The organism is Kocuria sp. HMSC066H03, from assembly GCF_001812045.1.
Taxonomy (GTDB): domain Bacteria; phylum Actinomycetota; class Actinomycetes; order Actinomycetales; family Micrococcaceae; genus Kocuria; species Kocuria rhizophila.
The window spans coordinates 649,240-663,253 of sequence record NZ_KV807509.1 but is presented as its reverse complement, the minus strand read 5'-3'; the positions used below and the strand labels follow the sequence as shown (position 1 = coordinate 663,253).

Sequence of the window (14,014 nt, the reverse complement as noted above, 5' to 3'; positions counted from 1 at the left end):
CGGCGCACGGGGTAGAGTGGAGGACATGGACACCACCGAAGCCCAGCACGTCGGGGGCCCCTTCTCGCGGTCCTCCAGGGTTCTGAACAGCACTGAGTCCGGCACCGAGACCGTGGGGGGAACCGCCACGATCGAGCGGGAGGAGACCCGCCAGTTCGCGGAGCCCGGTGACCACGAGCGGTTCGCCCACTACGTCCGCAAGGAGAAGATCATGGAGTCGGCACTGTCCGGCGAACCCGTGATCGCCCTGTGCGGCAAGGTGTGGACCCCCGGGCGCGATCCCCAGCGCTTCCCGGTGTGCCCGGAGTGCAAGGAGATCTACCAGGGCCTGCGCCCCGGCAAGGACAAGCCCGAGAACTGACAGCACCACCGCAGCACCCCGTCCCGCACCGAGGGACACCGGCGGCGCCCGCACAGCGGGCGCCGTTGCCGTGCCGACCGGTGGGGGCCTGGACGACGCCGCGCGGCGGCACGGCCCTGCCCCCGGCGTGTCTGCGTCACCGGAGACTGTCGCGGTGCGTCGGCGCCCGGCCGCAGCGCGTGCTGGCACAGGGTGCCGGCACCACATGAGAGGCCGCGGTTCTCGAGCCGCGGCGTCGCGGATGGACCACGGGCCGGCGGACGCGCGAACGGATCGGGCAGGCGAGCGGAACGGGCAGGGCGCACGCCGGGCCCGCGGACGGGACCGGGCGGCGTCGTCCGGGGAAACGGCGTCTGGAGAAACGGTGGAAACTCGCGCCACAGCGCGCGGAGAGGACGAGCACCACGTGTCAGACAGCGATCAGATGTCCCTTTTCGGGGCGGCAGCGGACCTGCCTCCGGCGTACCCGGACCGGGCGGCGTGGGGCACCGCACCCAAGCTCCGTGCGTGGCAGGCGGAGGCCATCCAGCGCTACGAGCAGGCTCAGCCGCGGGACTTCATGGCCGTGGCGACCCCCGGTGCCGGCAAGACCACGTTCGCACTCACCGTGGCCAAGAAGCTGCACGACGCCGGCGTGGTCCAGCGCGTGACCGTGGTGACCCCCACCGAGCACCTCAAGCGCCAGTGGGCCGATGCCGCCGCACGCGTGGGGCTCGCGATCGACCCCAACTTCAAGAACGCGGACGGTCAGCACGGCCGCGGCTACATGGGCGCGGCCGTGACCTACGCGCAGGTGGCGAACAAACCGCTGCTGCACCGGGCCCGGACCGAGGCCGGACGCACGCTCGTGATCATGGACGAGATCCACCACGCGGGCGATGCGCTGTCCTGGGGCGACGGGCTGCGCGAGGCCTTCGAGCCGGCCACCCGCCGGCTCGCGCTCACCGGTACGCCCTTCCGCTCGGACACCTCACCCATCCCGTTCGTGCGCTACGAGGAGGACGGGGACGGCATCCGCCGCTCCACGGCGGACTACACGTACGGCTACGGCAACGCCCTGCAGGACCACGTGGTGCGCCCCGTGATCTTCATGGCCTACTCCGGGCAGATGCGCTGGCGCACCTCCGCGGGCGAGGAGATGGCCGCCCAGCTGGGGGAGGGGTTCACCAAGGACATCACGTCCCACGCGTGGCGCACGGCCCTGGACCCGCAGGGCCAGTGGATCCCGTCCGTGCTGCGCGCCGCGGACCAGCGCCTGACCCAGGTGCGCCGCACCGTGCCGGACGCCGGAGCGCTCGTGATCGCGACCGACCACCAGGACGCCAAGGCCTACGCCGAGCAGCTGCACGCCCTTACGGGGGAGCGGCCCACCGTGGTGCTCTCCGACGACAAGGCCGCGTCCAACAAGATCGACCAGTTCTCGGAGTCGGACAAGCGCTGGATGGTGGCCGTGCGCATGGTCTCCGAGGGGGTGGACGTGCCCCGCCTCGCGGTGGGCGTCTACGCGACCTCCACGTCCACGCCGCTGTTCTTCGCCCAGGCCGTGGGCCGCTTCGTGCGCGCCCGCAAGCGCGGGGAGACCGCCTCGGTGTTCCTGCCGTCGGTGCCCGTGCTCATGGCGCTCGCCAACTCCATGGAGGAGGAGCGGGACCACGCCCTCGACAAGCCCAAGAGCGTGCCCGACGTCGTGGACTTCGACCAGCCCATGGAAACCGGGTGGGACGACGACCTGCTGGAGGAGGCCAACAGGGAGGACCGGGCGTCGTCCGCGCTCGCTCAGGGCAACTTCCAAGCCCTGGACTCGGACGCGTCCTTCCACGGTGTGCTCTTCGACGGCGGAGCGTTCGGCGGCGGCGCCGCCGTGGGCTCGGAGGAGGAGGCCGAGTACCTCGGCATCCCCGGCCTGCTGGATCCCGAGCAGGTCTCGGAGCTGCTGCGGGAGCGCCAGTCGCGCTCGGCGCAGCGGCAGGGCGGCGGCACGGCCCCCCAGCAGCCCGCGGTCCCGGACCACCGGCGGCTCAAGGACCTGCGGGCACAGCTGTCCAAGAATGTCTCGGCGTGGTCCGCGCGCACGGGCACCCCGCACGGTGTGATCCACAACGAGCTGCGCTCCAAGTGCGGCGGTCCGCCCGTGGCCCAGGCGTCGGAGGAGCAGCTGAACGCGCGCCTCGCGATGCTGCAGCGCTGGTTCATCGGCCGCAAGTAGTCACTGCGCACGACGCCGCACGGCCGGGTCCTCGACGCCCCGCGCGCCATCCGGCGGGCGCTTGGCCCCTGGCTGGCTCGCGCGGACGCGCCCGGGAGCGCCTCCCGATCCGAGCCGGTTCCCTTCCCACGCCGAGCTGCGGCCCACTGGGCCACGGCTGGCAGGGACACGTCATGTCAGGTCGGTGACGACCTCCACGCCCACGTCCTCCAGCTCCGCGACGGCGCGCTGGCCGCCTTCCGCTGAGACAGGCGCCGTGAGCGGCAGCAGCAGCCGGGTCTCGTAGCCGGCATCCATGGCATCTCGCGCGGTGGCCAGCACGCAGTGGTCCAGGGCGAGCCCCACCACGTCCACGGCCTCGACGTCCCGCTCCCGGAGCCAGTCGTCCAGGCTCACACGGTCCTCGTCCGCGGTTTCCTCCGGCTCACCCATGGGAACGTCCACGTCCGGGGCGGACAGCCCCTCGAAACCCGAGTAGGCGGCGTCGTACGCGCCCTTGCGGAAGAACTCGGTGACGTGCTCGGTGTCGAAATCGGGGTGGGTCTCCGCGCCGGGGGTGTCTGCCACGCAGTGCACGGGCCAGCTCGTGGCGAAGTCCGGGGTGTCGCTGAAGTGCTCTCCCGGGTCCACGTGCCAGTCCTGGGTGGCGGCCACGGCCACGTAGTCCGCGTGGTGGTCCTCGAGGTGCTCGGAGATCCCGGCGGCGACGGCGGACCCGCCGGCCACGGCCAGGCTGCCGCCCTCGCAGAAGTCGTTCTGGACGTCGACGATCAGCAGTGCAGTGCGCACGGTGTCCTCCCTGCTCAGTGAGCGGTTCCTGGTTCGATGACGGTGGGGATCACGGGCTCGCCCTCGGAGAGCCTGCGTGCCGCCCGCGGCAGCTCCGCCACGGACTCGGCGTGGCGCCGTCGGGCCCGCTGCACACCCTCGGGGCCGGTGAAGCCGTCGTGCAGCTCCCCGCCGGTGACGTAGTCCACGAGGAGGGGACGGTCGTCGCCGTCGTCGTGGGGCTCGTGGGAGATGCCCACGAGCTCTTGGGTGGCCACGCCCTCGGCGCTGCGGCGCCGCAGAGCGTACTTCTCGCCGCCCACGGAGGCCTTGCCCGAGGAGGCCTTGGCCACCGGTTCCATGGTGCCCGAGGTGCCCTCCCGCGAGACGAGCTTGTAGACCATGGACGAGGTGGGCGCACCCGATCCCGTGACCAGGCGGGTGCCCACGCCGTACGAGTCCACGGGCGCGGCGCGCAGGGCGGCGATCGCGTACTCGTCCAGGTCGCTCGTCACCGTGATGCGGGTGTTGGGGTTGCCGAGCTTGTCGAGCAGCGCACGCACCGACGCCGCCTGGGTCACCAGGTCGCCCGAGTCCAGACGCACTCCGCCGAGGTCCGGACCGGCGATGTCCACGGCGAGGCGGACGGCCCGCTCGACGTCGTACGTGTCCACCAGCAGGGTGGTGGACACGCCCAGGGCGTCCAGCTGGGCCCGGAAGGCCTGCTCCTCGGAGTCGTGCAGCAGGGTGAAGGAGTGGGCGGCGGTGCCCACGGTCCGCACACCGTAGCGGTAGCCCGCCTCCAGGTTGGACGTGGACTCGAAACCGGCCACCACGGCGGCGCGGGCGGCGGCCACGGCAGCCTGCTCGTGGGCGCGGCGTGAACCCATCTCGATGCACGGCCGGTCCCCGGCAGCGCCCACCATGCGGGACGCGGCCGAGGCCACGGCGGAGTCGTAGTTGAGCACGGACAGTATGTAGGTCTCCAGGACGCACGCCTCCGCGAAGGAGGACTCCACGCTCAGCAGCGGGGAGTGGGGGAAGTAGGTCTCGCCCTCCGCGTAGCCGCGGATCTGGCCCGTGAAACGGAAGTTCTCCAGGTAGGCCACGGTGGCGGCGTCCACCACGCCGGTGTCCCGCAGGAAGCGCAGCTGCTCATCCGTGAAACGGAACTGCTCCAGGCCCTCCAGGACGCGCCCCACCCCGGCGAAGACCCCGTAGCGCCGACCGTGCGGCAGGCGGCGGGTGAAGACCTCGAACACGCTGCGGCGTGAAGCCGTGCCCGCTCGGAGGGCTGCCTGCAGCATGGTCAGCTCGTAGTGGTCCGTCAGCAGGGACGTGGCCTGCGGGTGCCAGGAATAGCTGTGCTCGTTCACCCTGCCAGCCTAGTGGGGCGCTCGCCGTGCGCACATCACCACGCCCCCGGCTACCATGGAAACGATGCTCACTTACCAGTTCCGGGGCCGTGTCCCCGCCCCCGCCGTGCTCATGAGTGCCGCGCCCGCGGAGTCCCCGCAGCTCACGCAGGAGGAGCAGGCGCTCACCGCCGTGAACGTCCCGTGGAACGTGGTGGTCTGGGACGATCCCGTGAACCTCATGAGCTACGTGGTGTACGTCTTCCGCTCGCACTTCGGGTTCACGGACGCCAAGGCCCGCACGCTCATGCTCGAGGTCCACCACCAGGGCCGGTCGATCGTGTTCACCGGCTCCCTGGAAGAGGCCGAGGCCCACGTGGGCGCACTGCACGGCTACGGCCTGTGGGCCACCTACGAGAAGGCGGGGGAGAACTGATGGCGCGCGGGTTCAAACGCACGCGCAAGGGCATCGTGGGCCGCTTCGAGGCCCCCGAGGTGCGTCTGCTGCAGAAGCTGTTCTCGGACGTGGCAGAGACGCTCGCGCCCGAGCCGCGCGACACGGACGACCCCCTGGAGGCGCTCGTGGGCTGGGACGAGGACGTGGCCGAGCCCACGGACCCCGCGCTGCGCAGACTGCTGCCCGCGGCGTCGTCGGACCCCGAGCAGGCCGCGGAGTTCCGCAGGCTCACGGACCGCTCGCTGCGCGAACGCCGGATCGCGGCACTGCGGGCGTCCTCGCTCGCCCTGGAGTCCGATCCCGTGGTGCTGACCACGGAACAGGCGCAGGACGTTGCACGCGCACTCAACGACGTCCGCCTGGTGCTCGCGTCCCGGCTGGGGATCGACTCCCCGCAGGACGCCGAGCGGGTGGCGGAGCTCACGGACTTCGGGACGGCGCAGACCGTGGAGCAGTACATGGGCGTGGTGTACAACTTCGTCTCGTGGCTGCAGGAGACGCTCATGGACGCGCTGCTGAAGACCCTCCCGTCCTCGTGACGCGGGATCGGAAGCACGCTTCGTCTCATGTTCGAGGTGCTCACCCGGACGCACTACAGTTTTCCGTTATGCAGGCTGAGCACCGTTCTCCCACCGGTCCGAACCCCAACTCGCCCATCGGGGTGTTCGACTCCGGAGTGGGCGGTCTCACGGTGGCCCGGTCCATCATCGACCAGCTGCCCAACGAGGAGATCCTCTACGTGGGGGACACCGCCCACGGCCCGTACGGTCCGCTGCCCATCGCCCAGGTGCGTTCGAACGCGCTGCGGATCATGGACGACCTCGTGGACTCAGGGGTCAAGCTGCTCGTGATCGCGTGCAACACCGCGTCCGCCGCGGTGCTGCGCGACGCGCGCGAACGCTACACGCGGGGGTACGACATCCCGGTCACCGAGGTCATCCAGCCCGCCGTGCGCCGCGCCGTGGCCACCACCCGCACCGGGCGCGTGGGCGTGATCGGCACCGAGGCCACCATCGGGTCCCGCGCGTACGACGACACGTTCGCGGCGGCACCCCAGCTGGACATCACCTCGGTGGCGTGCCCCGAGTTCGTGGAGTACGTGGAGCGCGGGGTCACCTCCGGTCCGGAGCTGCTGCGCACCGCCCAGGAGTACCTGCAGCCGCTCAAGGACGCCCAGGTGGACACCCTCGTGCTCGGCTGCACGCACTACCCGCTGCTCACCGCGGTGATCTCCTACGTCATGGGGGAGAGCGTCAACCTGGTGTCCTCGGCTGAGGAGACCGCGCGGGACGTGTACCGCAGCCTGCTCGACAACGGCCTCGAGCGTGATCCCGCGCTGGCACCCCACCACGAGTTCCTGGCCACGGGCGACCCCGTGAGCTTCGAGGGACTGGCCCAGCGGTTCCTGGGCCCGGAGGTGCTCCGCGTCCGCCACACCTCGTCCGTAGCCGAGCAGTACCCCACCGGCTCCCTCTCCACGATCCACCCGGCTCAGCGCTGAGTCGGCAGCAGAAAGGTCGCAACTCCATGATCCTCACCGTGGTCGGCAACTCGGGCAGCTTCCCGGGCCCGGACTCCCCGGCGTCCTGCTACCTGGTGTCGGGGGAGGACGCGGACGGACGGACCTGGCGGATCGTGCTGGACATGGGCAACGGCGCCCTGGGCACGCTGCAGCGCTACATCGACCTGCACGAGATCGACGCGATCATGCTCTCCCACCTTCACCCGGACCACTGCGTGGACGTGGGCGGTCTGCACGTGGCGGTCAAGTGGGATCCCCGTGGCTGGAACGCAGGGACCATCCCCCTCTACGGGCCCTCCGCGACGCACACCTACCTGAACCAGCTGCACATGCTGCCCCCGGAGCACTCCATGGCCACGGAGTTCGACTTCCACGTGTGGCAGCCCCGGCAGCCCGTGACGGTGGGCCCGTTCACGGTGACCCCGTTCCCCGTCAACCACCCGTGCCCCGAGCCGTTCGCCCTGCGGGTCGAGCACCGGGGTCCGGAGGGTGTGGAGGTGCTCACCTACTCCGGGGACACCGATTCCTGCGAAGAGCTCGTGGTGGCGGCCAGGGACGCTGACGTGTTCCTGTGCGAGGCCGCCTACGAAGAGGGACGCGAGGACCACCTGCGGGGGATCCACCTCACGGGCCGGCGCGCGGGCCGGACGGCCGCGGAGGCGGGAGCGCGGCGTCTGCTGCTCACGCACCTGCCCGTGTGGAACGACCCGCGCACGGCAGAGGCGGAGGCGTGCGAGGCCTTCGACGGGCCGGTCTCCGTGGCGCGGCCGGCCAGGAGCTACCGCGTGTCCGGCCCGACCGACCGGTCGTTCGATGCGTTGGCACGCGCCGGGGCCGACGACTAGGCTGATCCGCATGACTGCGCCTACCGATCCGGCACGATCCACCGCGAACTCCACGGGCCAGGGCGAGCGCTCGACCACGGACGTGGTCCGCGCCGACGGGCGCACGGTGGCGGAGCTGAGGCCCATCACGATCACCCGGGGCTGGTCCGAGCAGGCGGAGGGCTCCGCGCTGATCGAGTTCGGAGGCACCCGTGTGCTGTGCACCGCCTCGCTCACGGAGGGCGTGCCCCGCTGGCTCAAGGGAGAGGGGCGCGGCTGGGTGACCGCAGAATACGCGATGCTCCCGCGCGCCACCTCCACCCGGTCCGCGCGAGAGTCCGTCAAGGGCAAGATCGGCGGGCGGACCCACGAGATCTCCCGGCTGATCGGGCGCTCGCTGCGCTCCATCATCGACCTCGAGGCACTCGGCGAGAACACCGTGGTGCTCGACTGCGACGTCCTGCAGGCCGACGGCGGAACCCGCACCGCCTCCATCACGGGTGCCTACGTGGCGCTCGCGGAGGCCATCAACTGGGCCCACGACAACGGCGTGCTCAAGCGCCGCGTGAACCCCCTCACCGACTCGGTGGCGGCGGTGTCCGTGGGCATCATCGACGGCGTCCCCATGCTGGACCTGCCCTACGTGGAGGACGTCCGCGCGGAGACCGACATGAACGTGGTCGTCACCGGCTCCGGCGACTTCGTGGAGGTGCAGGGCACCGCCGAGGGTGTCCCGTTCCGCCGCGACGAGCTGGATGCGCTGCTGGACCTGGCGGTTGCCGGGTGCGCCCAGCTCGCCGAGATCCAGCGCGAGACCCTGGAGAGCACCCGTGGTCGGTGAGGTCCCCGGCGCCCGCGTGGTGCTGGCCACCCACAACCAGGGCAAGGTGCGCGAACTGCGCGCCATGCTCGCCGCCGCGGGTCTCAGTGACCCGGAGCTTGTGGTGGACGCCGGCACGGCCGGGCTGGGCGACGTCCTGGAGACCGGCGTGACGTTCCAGCAGAACGCGCTGCTGAAGGCGCGTGCCGCGGCCGCGGAGTCCGGCCTCGTGGCGCTCGCCGACGACTCCGGACTGGCCGTGGACGTCATGGGAGGATCCCCAGGGATCTTCTCCGCGCGCTGGGCCGGGCAGCACGGCGACGACGCCGCGAACCTCCGTCTCCTTCTCGCCCAGCTCGGGGACATCGCCCCCGAGCACCGCGGCGCTCGTTTCGTGTGCGCGGCCGCTCTCGTGGACCCCCGTGACGGCACCGAGCACGTGGTCACGGGAGAGCTGCCGGGAAGGATCCTCCTGGGTCCGGTGGGCGAGAACGGATTCGGCTACGATCCGGTCTTCGCGCCCGAGGGGGAGGGCGGCGCGAGCTGCGCCCAACTCGGTGCAGAGCACAAGAACCGCATCAGTCACCGCGGCCGGGCCATGGCGGCGATGCTGCCCCACCTGCTGCGCGTCCTGGGCCACGAGGAGCGCGCAGCCGCACCCGTTCCGGGTGCCTCGCCCGAATCGGAGCCCGAGGCCTGACCATGACCTTCGCCTGCGGACACCTCCCCTTCGCCAACGCCGTGGAAGCGGTTCTGGCGGAGGCCGGTGTCTCCGTGGAGCGCTCCGACTGGGAGCTGCACGCGGGCGGCTCGGCGCACATCGTGGTCAACGCGGGCCACATGATGAGTGTGCGCATCGCCAAGAACCCCACCTCCGGTGAGAACGTCCGGCGTCGGACGCGGGCGCTGTCCAAGCTGCCGGAGTTCGACTTCACTGTGCCCCGACCACTGACGCCGGTGATCCAGGACGGCCGCTACACGGCCGTCGGAATGACGTGGATCCCCGGGGCACCCCGGGCTCCGGGACCCGTGGACCCCCGTCAGCTGCGCAGAGTGCTGGAACAGATCGGCCGCGCGGACGCCCGGGCCGCCGAGCCGTGGCTCGACCGCCCCGGGCAGCACTGGGGCGGGCACCGGCGTCGCCACGTCCTGCTGGAGCAGGTGCTTCCCCGGCTGCTGCCACGCAGCAGGGACCGGGCGCTGCACGCCATCGAGGACCTCGTGGCGCTCGAGAACGTGACGCCCCAGCTCGTCCACGGGGACCTCATGGGCTCCAACATGCTGTGGCAGGGGGAGCACCTGGTGGGCGTCATCGACTGGGACCACGCGTGCCTGAGCGACCCCGCGTACGACATTGCCTCCCTGGGACTGTGGTTCGGCTGGCCCAGCGTGCGCGACGCCACGGACGAGGTCGGCTACGAACGGGCGCGCCTGCACGCCCGGATCTTCCCGCTGCAGGCCGTGGCCTACGCGCTGCACCACGAGCTCGACGCCGCCCAGGTCCGCCAGGCGGTCGAGAAGGCGGACGCCTGGTACGAGTCGCGCGCCGTGGCGGCCGTCTGAGCCACCCTCATCGTGTCGGAGTGGGGCCGTACGCTCACAGCGTGTCCGTCAGCTTCACCGCCATCGACTTCGAAACCGCCAACCGCAGCCTCGCCTCGGCCTGTGCCCTGGGAGTGGTGCGCGTCCGGGACGGTCGGGTGGTCGACACCCGGTACTCCCTCATCCGGCCTCCCGCGGGCCACGACGGTTTCGAACGGGGCAACGTGCGCATCCACGGGATTCAGCCCGCGGACGTGGCGGACGCCCCCACGTTCGACCAGCTCTGGGACTGGATGTGCGACAACATCTCCCCGGAGGACCCGGACTCCGTCCTGGTGGCCCACAACGCGGTGTTCGACACCGGTGTCATCAAGGCCGCCAACAGCGCGTGCGGGGGTGCATCCCGGGTCTGGGACTACGCCTGCACCCTGAGGCTGGCGCGGGCGGCGTACACGCTGCGCTCGTACTCCCTCCCGAACGCCTCGCGCGCGGCCGGGGCGGAGGTGCGTGATCACCACAACGCCCTGAGCGACTCCCTTGCCTGCGCCGGTATCGTGCTGGACCTCGCCCGACGCAGCGGGGCGGAGAGCATGGCGGAACTGGTGTCTCACTACGGCGTGCGGATGCAGCGCGCGGACCTGTAGCCGGTTCGGGCGCGCCCTTCCACGTCGCCTGACCACTGCGACCCGCCGGGCACCCCTGGTGCGATCCACTCGGAGGCCTCAGCCCCGGCCTGCCACGATCACCACGGGGTCAGGCGCACCAGCGGGAGATCCACTCGTCGGCCAGCGCCAGGAGATCGGCCCGGGTGGCATCACGAGCGGACGTCCCTGGTGCTTCGGGGGCGGCCGGATCCGTGCCGCTGAGCCCCCACATGGCAGCGGCCACCGTGGTGGCCACGGCACGGGCCGCGGTGTGGACCGGGGTGTCCCCGGGCAGCGCCGCAGAGGCGCGTCGAGCGGCGTCGTCCCCCGGAGTGGCTGAGGCCGGGGACTGCGAGGAGGCGGCGTCCGCCAGTGCGGCAAGTCCTAGAGCCAGGGCCGTCGACGCCGCGTGCTCGCCTCGTACGGCGAGATCCGGTGCCGCGGCCAGCAGCTCGCGCCGTGAGTCCGGTTCCGTGCACTGCGCCAGCAGCTCGAGGGTGCGGGGTGCGGGGCGGGTGACGACGGCGCACACCCGAGCGGTCTCGGCCAGCACGTCTTTCACGGTGGCACCGGTCTCTGCCGCGCGGGCGGCGGCGTGGACCGCGAGGGCCATGCCCACGGCGGCGGTCTGCGCCTCCGGGCTGCCGTGGGTGATGGCGGCCGAATCCACGGCGAGAGCCACGAGGGTCTTCCACCCGATGGTGGGGACCATGCCGTAAGGAGCCGTGCGCGCGAGAACCTCGGGGCTGTCCGCGGCGGGAAGCACAGGTCGCACGACCTCTCCGAGCGAGCCGGTGGCCAGCGCGTCGAAGGAGTCGCCGGAGTGCTCTCCCGGGGCGGCGAGGACTGGATGGTGGCGGTCCAGGTCGTCGGATGGCGGGTGCGGGGCGTGGTCGGGCAGCTGCGCGCCGTTGGTCACGGCCCACCGGAGGTAGGACAGCCAGGCGCACGCGGTGGGGTCTGCACTCTGGCCGTCGTTGGCCCAGCCCGCCACCTCGTCCAGCGCGGCCACCGTGCGTGCGGCGAGCTGCGTGGCCTGGTCGGGCCGGTCCGTGCCCGCGGCGATCCACGGCGCGAGAACCACTCCGCGGACCAGGTCCGGGTACCGGTGCGACGTCGCGTCCAGTCCTTGGTCTCGTGCCAGCAGCTCGGGTGTGTTCTCGATGGTCATGGGACCAGTCTAGGAAGACTCGCCGGTGTGATGACCATGAGGGCATGGCGAGCACACGAACACCGCAGACACACGGCCCCGGCGGGCAGGAGGACGAGGTGGTCTCTCACCCTGGCGAGGTGCCGCGGGCTTGGAGGCGTCCCAAAGGTCAGCGGGAGGCCCCGGGACAGCCCACCCCGGCGGGATTCACCCGGCAGTCGTCCGCAACGTTGTGCACGGTGGCACGCCAGACGCTCAGCTGCACGGGGGCGGAGGCCACTTGGTTGTATCCCGCCACGGGCTGCCACCCCGTCCCCGCGATGTTGTACTCACCGTAGAACCAGGTGGTGAGGGTGACCGAGTAGTCACCGGTTGAGGTGTACACGTGCGAGGTGTCCGTGGGAGTGTCCCACGCACCCTCCGGCAGGGGAGCACCGGTGAGGGGAGTGGGGCCCAGGGACGCCCCGTCCCCGTAGTTCCAGGTGTACTGGGCGGGGTAGGCGCGCACCGACACGGGGTAGCCACCCAGGGTGGTCTCGAACGTCTGAGGCTGCGCCACGGCGTAGACATTCGTGTTCATGTTCTTCAAGGTGTCCGGGGCGGGCTGCACGTGGTTCTCCGCCGGAGCCACCGCGAGGCGCTGGAAGTCCTGAAGGGTGAACGTGGGCAGTGGCACGTAGCCGTCGTCTCCCGCGCCGTCGGCCTGGGCATCAGAAACGCACATCTGAGTGCCTCGAGGTGAACGCGCGCCGTCCGATGCCCCGCCCACGACGATGTCCATGGACACCCCGGTCTGGCCGGAATCGTCCGTGCACTCCTGCTGGGCCCGGCAGCTGCGCAGGGCGGCGCCCTTGTCGCCGGTGCAGGGATCCTGGAGGCCGTAGACCGTCTTGTTCTTGGCGGTGTCCATCATGCGGGCGTTGAAGAAGATGGAGTCGTCGTCGGACATCAACCGGTCGCGGAGAGCCTTTTGAAAGGACGGATCGGTGTCGGGGTTCCATGCTGCAGCAGACCCGGACCCCTCACCTCGGGCGATATTGCCTCGTGATTGTCCACGTCCGCCCATCCCAGAAGGGCCCCCGAACTGCTCCGAAACCTTTAGGTCGATTGTCTGGCCAGAGGCATTCGCGGAAGATTCGAGTTCACCCCCTGAATTTGCCGCGCCAAAGCCCGTGGGTTTATCCGCTTCATCCGCAGCGGAGGCTGGCGAGACAGTCATGCATGACAAAAGAAGTAGGCCGGTTGCAAGGATTGCACTAGGTGGCCGCATCAGAGGGAGCCCCTCGGCGAGGCGGTAAGGTATTTCCACGACCCGCTCTCATAGTAAATGTACGAATCGAATTTATCGTCAAGCTCGAACGGATGCTGGCGTTCCGAGACAGTGTTCTCTTCCAGGACAATCATTCCCGAGCTGGTTATGGATACTGGTAAGTTATACCCACCATCCAGCCGTTTTTCGAACGCCCCAGGAGATATCGTTTCGGTCTCGAACCCCCCGGCCGCCCAACCACCCTTGGAATAGATGCGATCAAAGTGATCAAACTGTTCCGTACACTTCGCACAATCAGGGGATGTTACTTCTCGTATTTGTGAGGTGTCTCCGGTCTGAATGGAATACCACTGCGCGTCCGCCCGGTAGTTGAGGAAGGCCTGCGCGCCCGCCTCAGTCTCCTCCTTTGCCTCGGGGGGCATGACCGGCTTCGGTACGTTGCGTGCGGGGTGCTCCAGCGTGGCGGGCTCGTAGTCGTCTGGCACCTTCTGCCCAGTGGCCAGGACGGTGGGCTCCTCGGGCCGCCAGTCCTCGGGCAGGGCCGCGTTGCTCGATTTCGTGGGGGTGGCTGTGCTTGTCGGCTTCGCGGAACCGGTGTCGGTTCTTTCCGGTGAGGGTGACGCGGAGGAGGACGTCTCAGCGGCCTGGGTGTCGGCGGTGTTGTCCTGCGGGCTGGCCCCGCAACCCCCCAGGACGAGGATGCCGAGGCCCACCAGGGCCAGAGTCCGCGCTCGCGTTCGTGCCGTACCCGTGTGCAGCATCTTTCACGCACTCTCCCTGTTGTCGTTGTCGAATCGGTGTGATGCACCTGACAATCACCAGAGCATAGGGTGAAGACTGCCGCCGCGGGAGTGGTCGGCGAGCAAATGTGGACAACTCCAATGATGCAGATGCACGACTGCACGTCAGGGGGGGTGTGACGCCCCGCCCGTGCCTGAATGGGTCTCGACGTGGCCGCAGACGTCCGGGCGCGGTTCATGAGAAATCACGGAGAACGCAGGGTCCGACCCGGTGCACGTGGGCGCGATGCCGTCGACCCGGAGCGGGACACGGGCGCGCCATGCGTGAGAGCCCTTATGAGTGTCTGAGACCCCC

At 70.5% G+C, this 14,014-nt stretch carries 15 protein-coding genes; 10 read left to right on the top strand and 5 right to left on the bottom strand.

Features of this window, described 5'->3' with window-relative positions; translation table 11 throughout:
• The first annotated feature begins 16 nt into the window (after positions 1-16).
• Together HMPREF2833_RS11750 and HMPREF2833_RS11745 are read left to right on the top strand one after the other, a co-directional pair.
• Complete coding sequence (locus tag HMPREF2833_RS11750; RefSeq protein ID WP_180956174.1) at positions 17-361, top strand: DUF3039 domain-containing protein; 345 nt, start codon at positions 17-19, stop codon at positions 359-361.
• A 424-nt stretch (positions 362-785) separates the two neighbouring features.
• Entirely contained in the window at positions 786-2,567 is a 1,782-nt protein-coding gene (locus tag HMPREF2833_RS11745; protein WP_070638413.1) for a DEAD/DEAH box helicase, read from the top strand.
• Between the two features lie 171 nt (positions 2,568-2,738).
• On the opposite strand, the gene HMPREF2833_RS11740 is transcribed toward HMPREF2833_RS11745, so the two are convergent.
• Both HMPREF2833_RS11740 and HMPREF2833_RS11735 read right to left on the bottom strand, forming a co-directional pair.
• Positions 2,739-3,356: an isochorismatase family protein gene (locus HMPREF2833_RS11740; protein ID WP_070638410.1), complete on the bottom strand. Its 618-nt coding sequence runs from the start codon at positions 3,354-3,356 to the stop codon at positions 2,739-2,741.
• 14 nt (positions 3,357-3,370) lie between these two features.
• Positions 3,371-4,711, bottom strand: a complete 1,341-nt coding sequence (locus HMPREF2833_RS11735) for a nicotinate phosphoribosyltransferase (protein ID WP_083311037.1) — start codon at positions 4,709-4,711, stop codon at positions 3,371-3,373.
• A 112-nt stretch (positions 4,712-4,823) separates the two neighbouring features.
• Here HMPREF2833_RS11735 and clpS point away from each other — a divergent pair, with 112 nt between their 5' ends.
• The 8 genes from clpS (at position 4,824) to HMPREF2833_RS11695 (ending at position 10,499) form a co-directional block, all read left to right on the top strand.
• Positions 4,824-5,126: an ATP-dependent Clp protease adapter ClpS gene (gene clpS / locus HMPREF2833_RS11730; protein WP_246829150.1), complete on the top strand. Its 303-nt coding sequence runs from the start codon at positions 4,824-4,826 to the stop codon at positions 5,124-5,126.
• Positions 5,126-5,686 carry a DUF2017 domain-containing protein gene (locus HMPREF2833_RS11725; RefSeq protein WP_039101936.1) on the top strand — a complete coding sequence of 187 codons (561 nt, stop codon included), beginning with the start codon at positions 5,126-5,128 and terminating at the stop codon, positions 5,684-5,686. Before clpS ends, HMPREF2833_RS11725 begins: the two co-directional genes overlap by 1 nt.
• Positions 5,687-5,754: 68 nt before the next feature.
• Positions 5,755-6,648: a glutamate racemase gene (gene murI / locus HMPREF2833_RS11720; RefSeq protein ID WP_039101935.1), complete on the top strand. Its 894-nt coding sequence runs from the start codon at positions 5,755-5,757 to the stop codon at positions 6,646-6,648.
• A gap of 26 nt (positions 6,649-6,674) precedes the next feature.
• Entirely contained in the window at positions 6,675-7,514 is an 840-nt protein-coding gene (locus tag HMPREF2833_RS11715) for an MBL fold metallo-hydrolase (RefSeq protein ID WP_070638407.1), read from the top strand.
• Positions 7,515-7,524: 10 nt separating this feature from the next.
• On the top strand, positions 7,525-8,334 hold the full coding sequence (rph, locus tag HMPREF2833_RS11710; RefSeq protein WP_223110310.1) for a ribonuclease PH: 810 nt from the start codon (positions 7,525-7,527) through the stop codon (positions 8,332-8,334).
• A complete protein-coding gene (gene rdgB / locus HMPREF2833_RS11705) occupies positions 8,324-9,013 on the top strand; it encodes an RdgB/HAM1 family non-canonical purine NTP pyrophosphatase (RefSeq protein ID WP_070638404.1) in 690 nt (229 codons plus the stop codon). The genes rph and rdgB overlap by 11 nt, the downstream gene beginning before the upstream one ends.
• A 2-nt stretch (positions 9,014-9,015) precedes the next feature.
• Positions 9,016-9,876 carry a phosphotransferase family protein gene (locus HMPREF2833_RS11700; protein ID WP_059281169.1) on the top strand — a complete coding sequence of 287 codons (861 nt, stop codon included), beginning with the start codon at positions 9,016-9,018 and terminating at the stop codon, positions 9,874-9,876.
• A 41-nt stretch (positions 9,877-9,917) separates the two neighbouring features.
• Positions 9,918-10,499 carry an exonuclease domain-containing protein gene (locus HMPREF2833_RS11695; protein WP_065118191.1) on the top strand — a complete coding sequence of 194 codons (582 nt, stop codon included), beginning with the start codon at positions 9,918-9,920 and terminating at the stop codon, positions 10,497-10,499.
• 109 nt (positions 10,500-10,608) lie between these two features.
• Here HMPREF2833_RS11695 and HMPREF2833_RS11690 read toward each other — a convergent pair whose 3' ends face one another.
• The 3 genes from HMPREF2833_RS11690 to HMPREF2833_RS11680 all read right to left on the bottom strand — a co-directional run bounded on the left by HMPREF2833_RS11690 (position 10,609) and on the right by HMPREF2833_RS11680 (position 13,632).
• Positions 10,609-11,670, bottom strand: coding sequence for an ADP-ribosylglycohydrolase family protein (locus HMPREF2833_RS11690; RefSeq protein ID WP_070638401.1), 1,062 nt, complete (start codon positions 11,668-11,670; stop codon positions 10,609-10,611).
• Positions 11,671-11,818: 148 nt separating this feature from the next.
• Entirely contained in the window at positions 11,819-12,598 is a 780-nt protein-coding gene (locus HMPREF2833_RS11685; RefSeq protein ID WP_070638398.1) for a PKD domain-containing protein, read from the bottom strand.
• Between the two features lie 320 nt (positions 12,599-12,918).
• Positions 12,919-13,632 (bottom strand): DUF6318 family protein, encoded by a 714-nt coding sequence (locus HMPREF2833_RS11680; RefSeq protein ID WP_070638395.1) that lies wholly within the window; start codon positions 13,630-13,632, stop codon positions 12,919-12,921.
• Between the last annotated feature and the right edge of the window lie 382 nt (positions 13,633-14,014).

Coding starts and splice junctions, on each gene's coding strand:
- HMPREF2833_RS11725 (WP_039101936.1), top strand. CDS start 5,126: ATGGCGCGCGGGTTCAAACGCACGCGCAAGGGCATCGTGGGCCGCTTC.
- HMPREF2833_RS11690 (WP_070638401.1), bottom strand. CDS start 11,670: ATGACCATCGAGAACACACCCGAGCTGCTGGCACGAGACCAAGGACTG.
- HMPREF2833_RS11700 (WP_059281169.1), top strand. CDS start 9,016: ATGACCTTCGCCTGCGGACACCTCCCCTTCGCCAACGCCGTGGAAGCG.
- clpS (WP_246829150.1), top strand. CDS start 4,824: ATGAGTGCCGCGCCCGCGGAGTCCCCGCAGCTCACGCAGGAGGAGCAG.
- murI (WP_039101935.1), top strand. CDS start 5,755: ATGCAGGCTGAGCACCGTTCTCCCACCGGTCCGAACCCCAACTCGCCC.
- HMPREF2833_RS11685 (WP_070638398.1), bottom strand. CDS start 12,598: ATGTCCGACGACGACTCCATCTTCTTCAACGCCCGCATGATGGACACC.
- HMPREF2833_RS11745 (WP_070638413.1), top strand. CDS start 786: ATGTCCCTTTTCGGGGCGGCAGCGGACCTGCCTCCGGCGTACCCGGAC.
- rph (WP_223110310.1), top strand. CDS start 7,525: ATGACTGCGCCTACCGATCCGGCACGATCCACCGCGAACTCCACGGGC.
- HMPREF2833_RS11715 (WP_070638407.1), top strand. CDS start 6,675: ATGATCCTCACCGTGGTCGGCAACTCGGGCAGCTTCCCGGGCCCGGAC.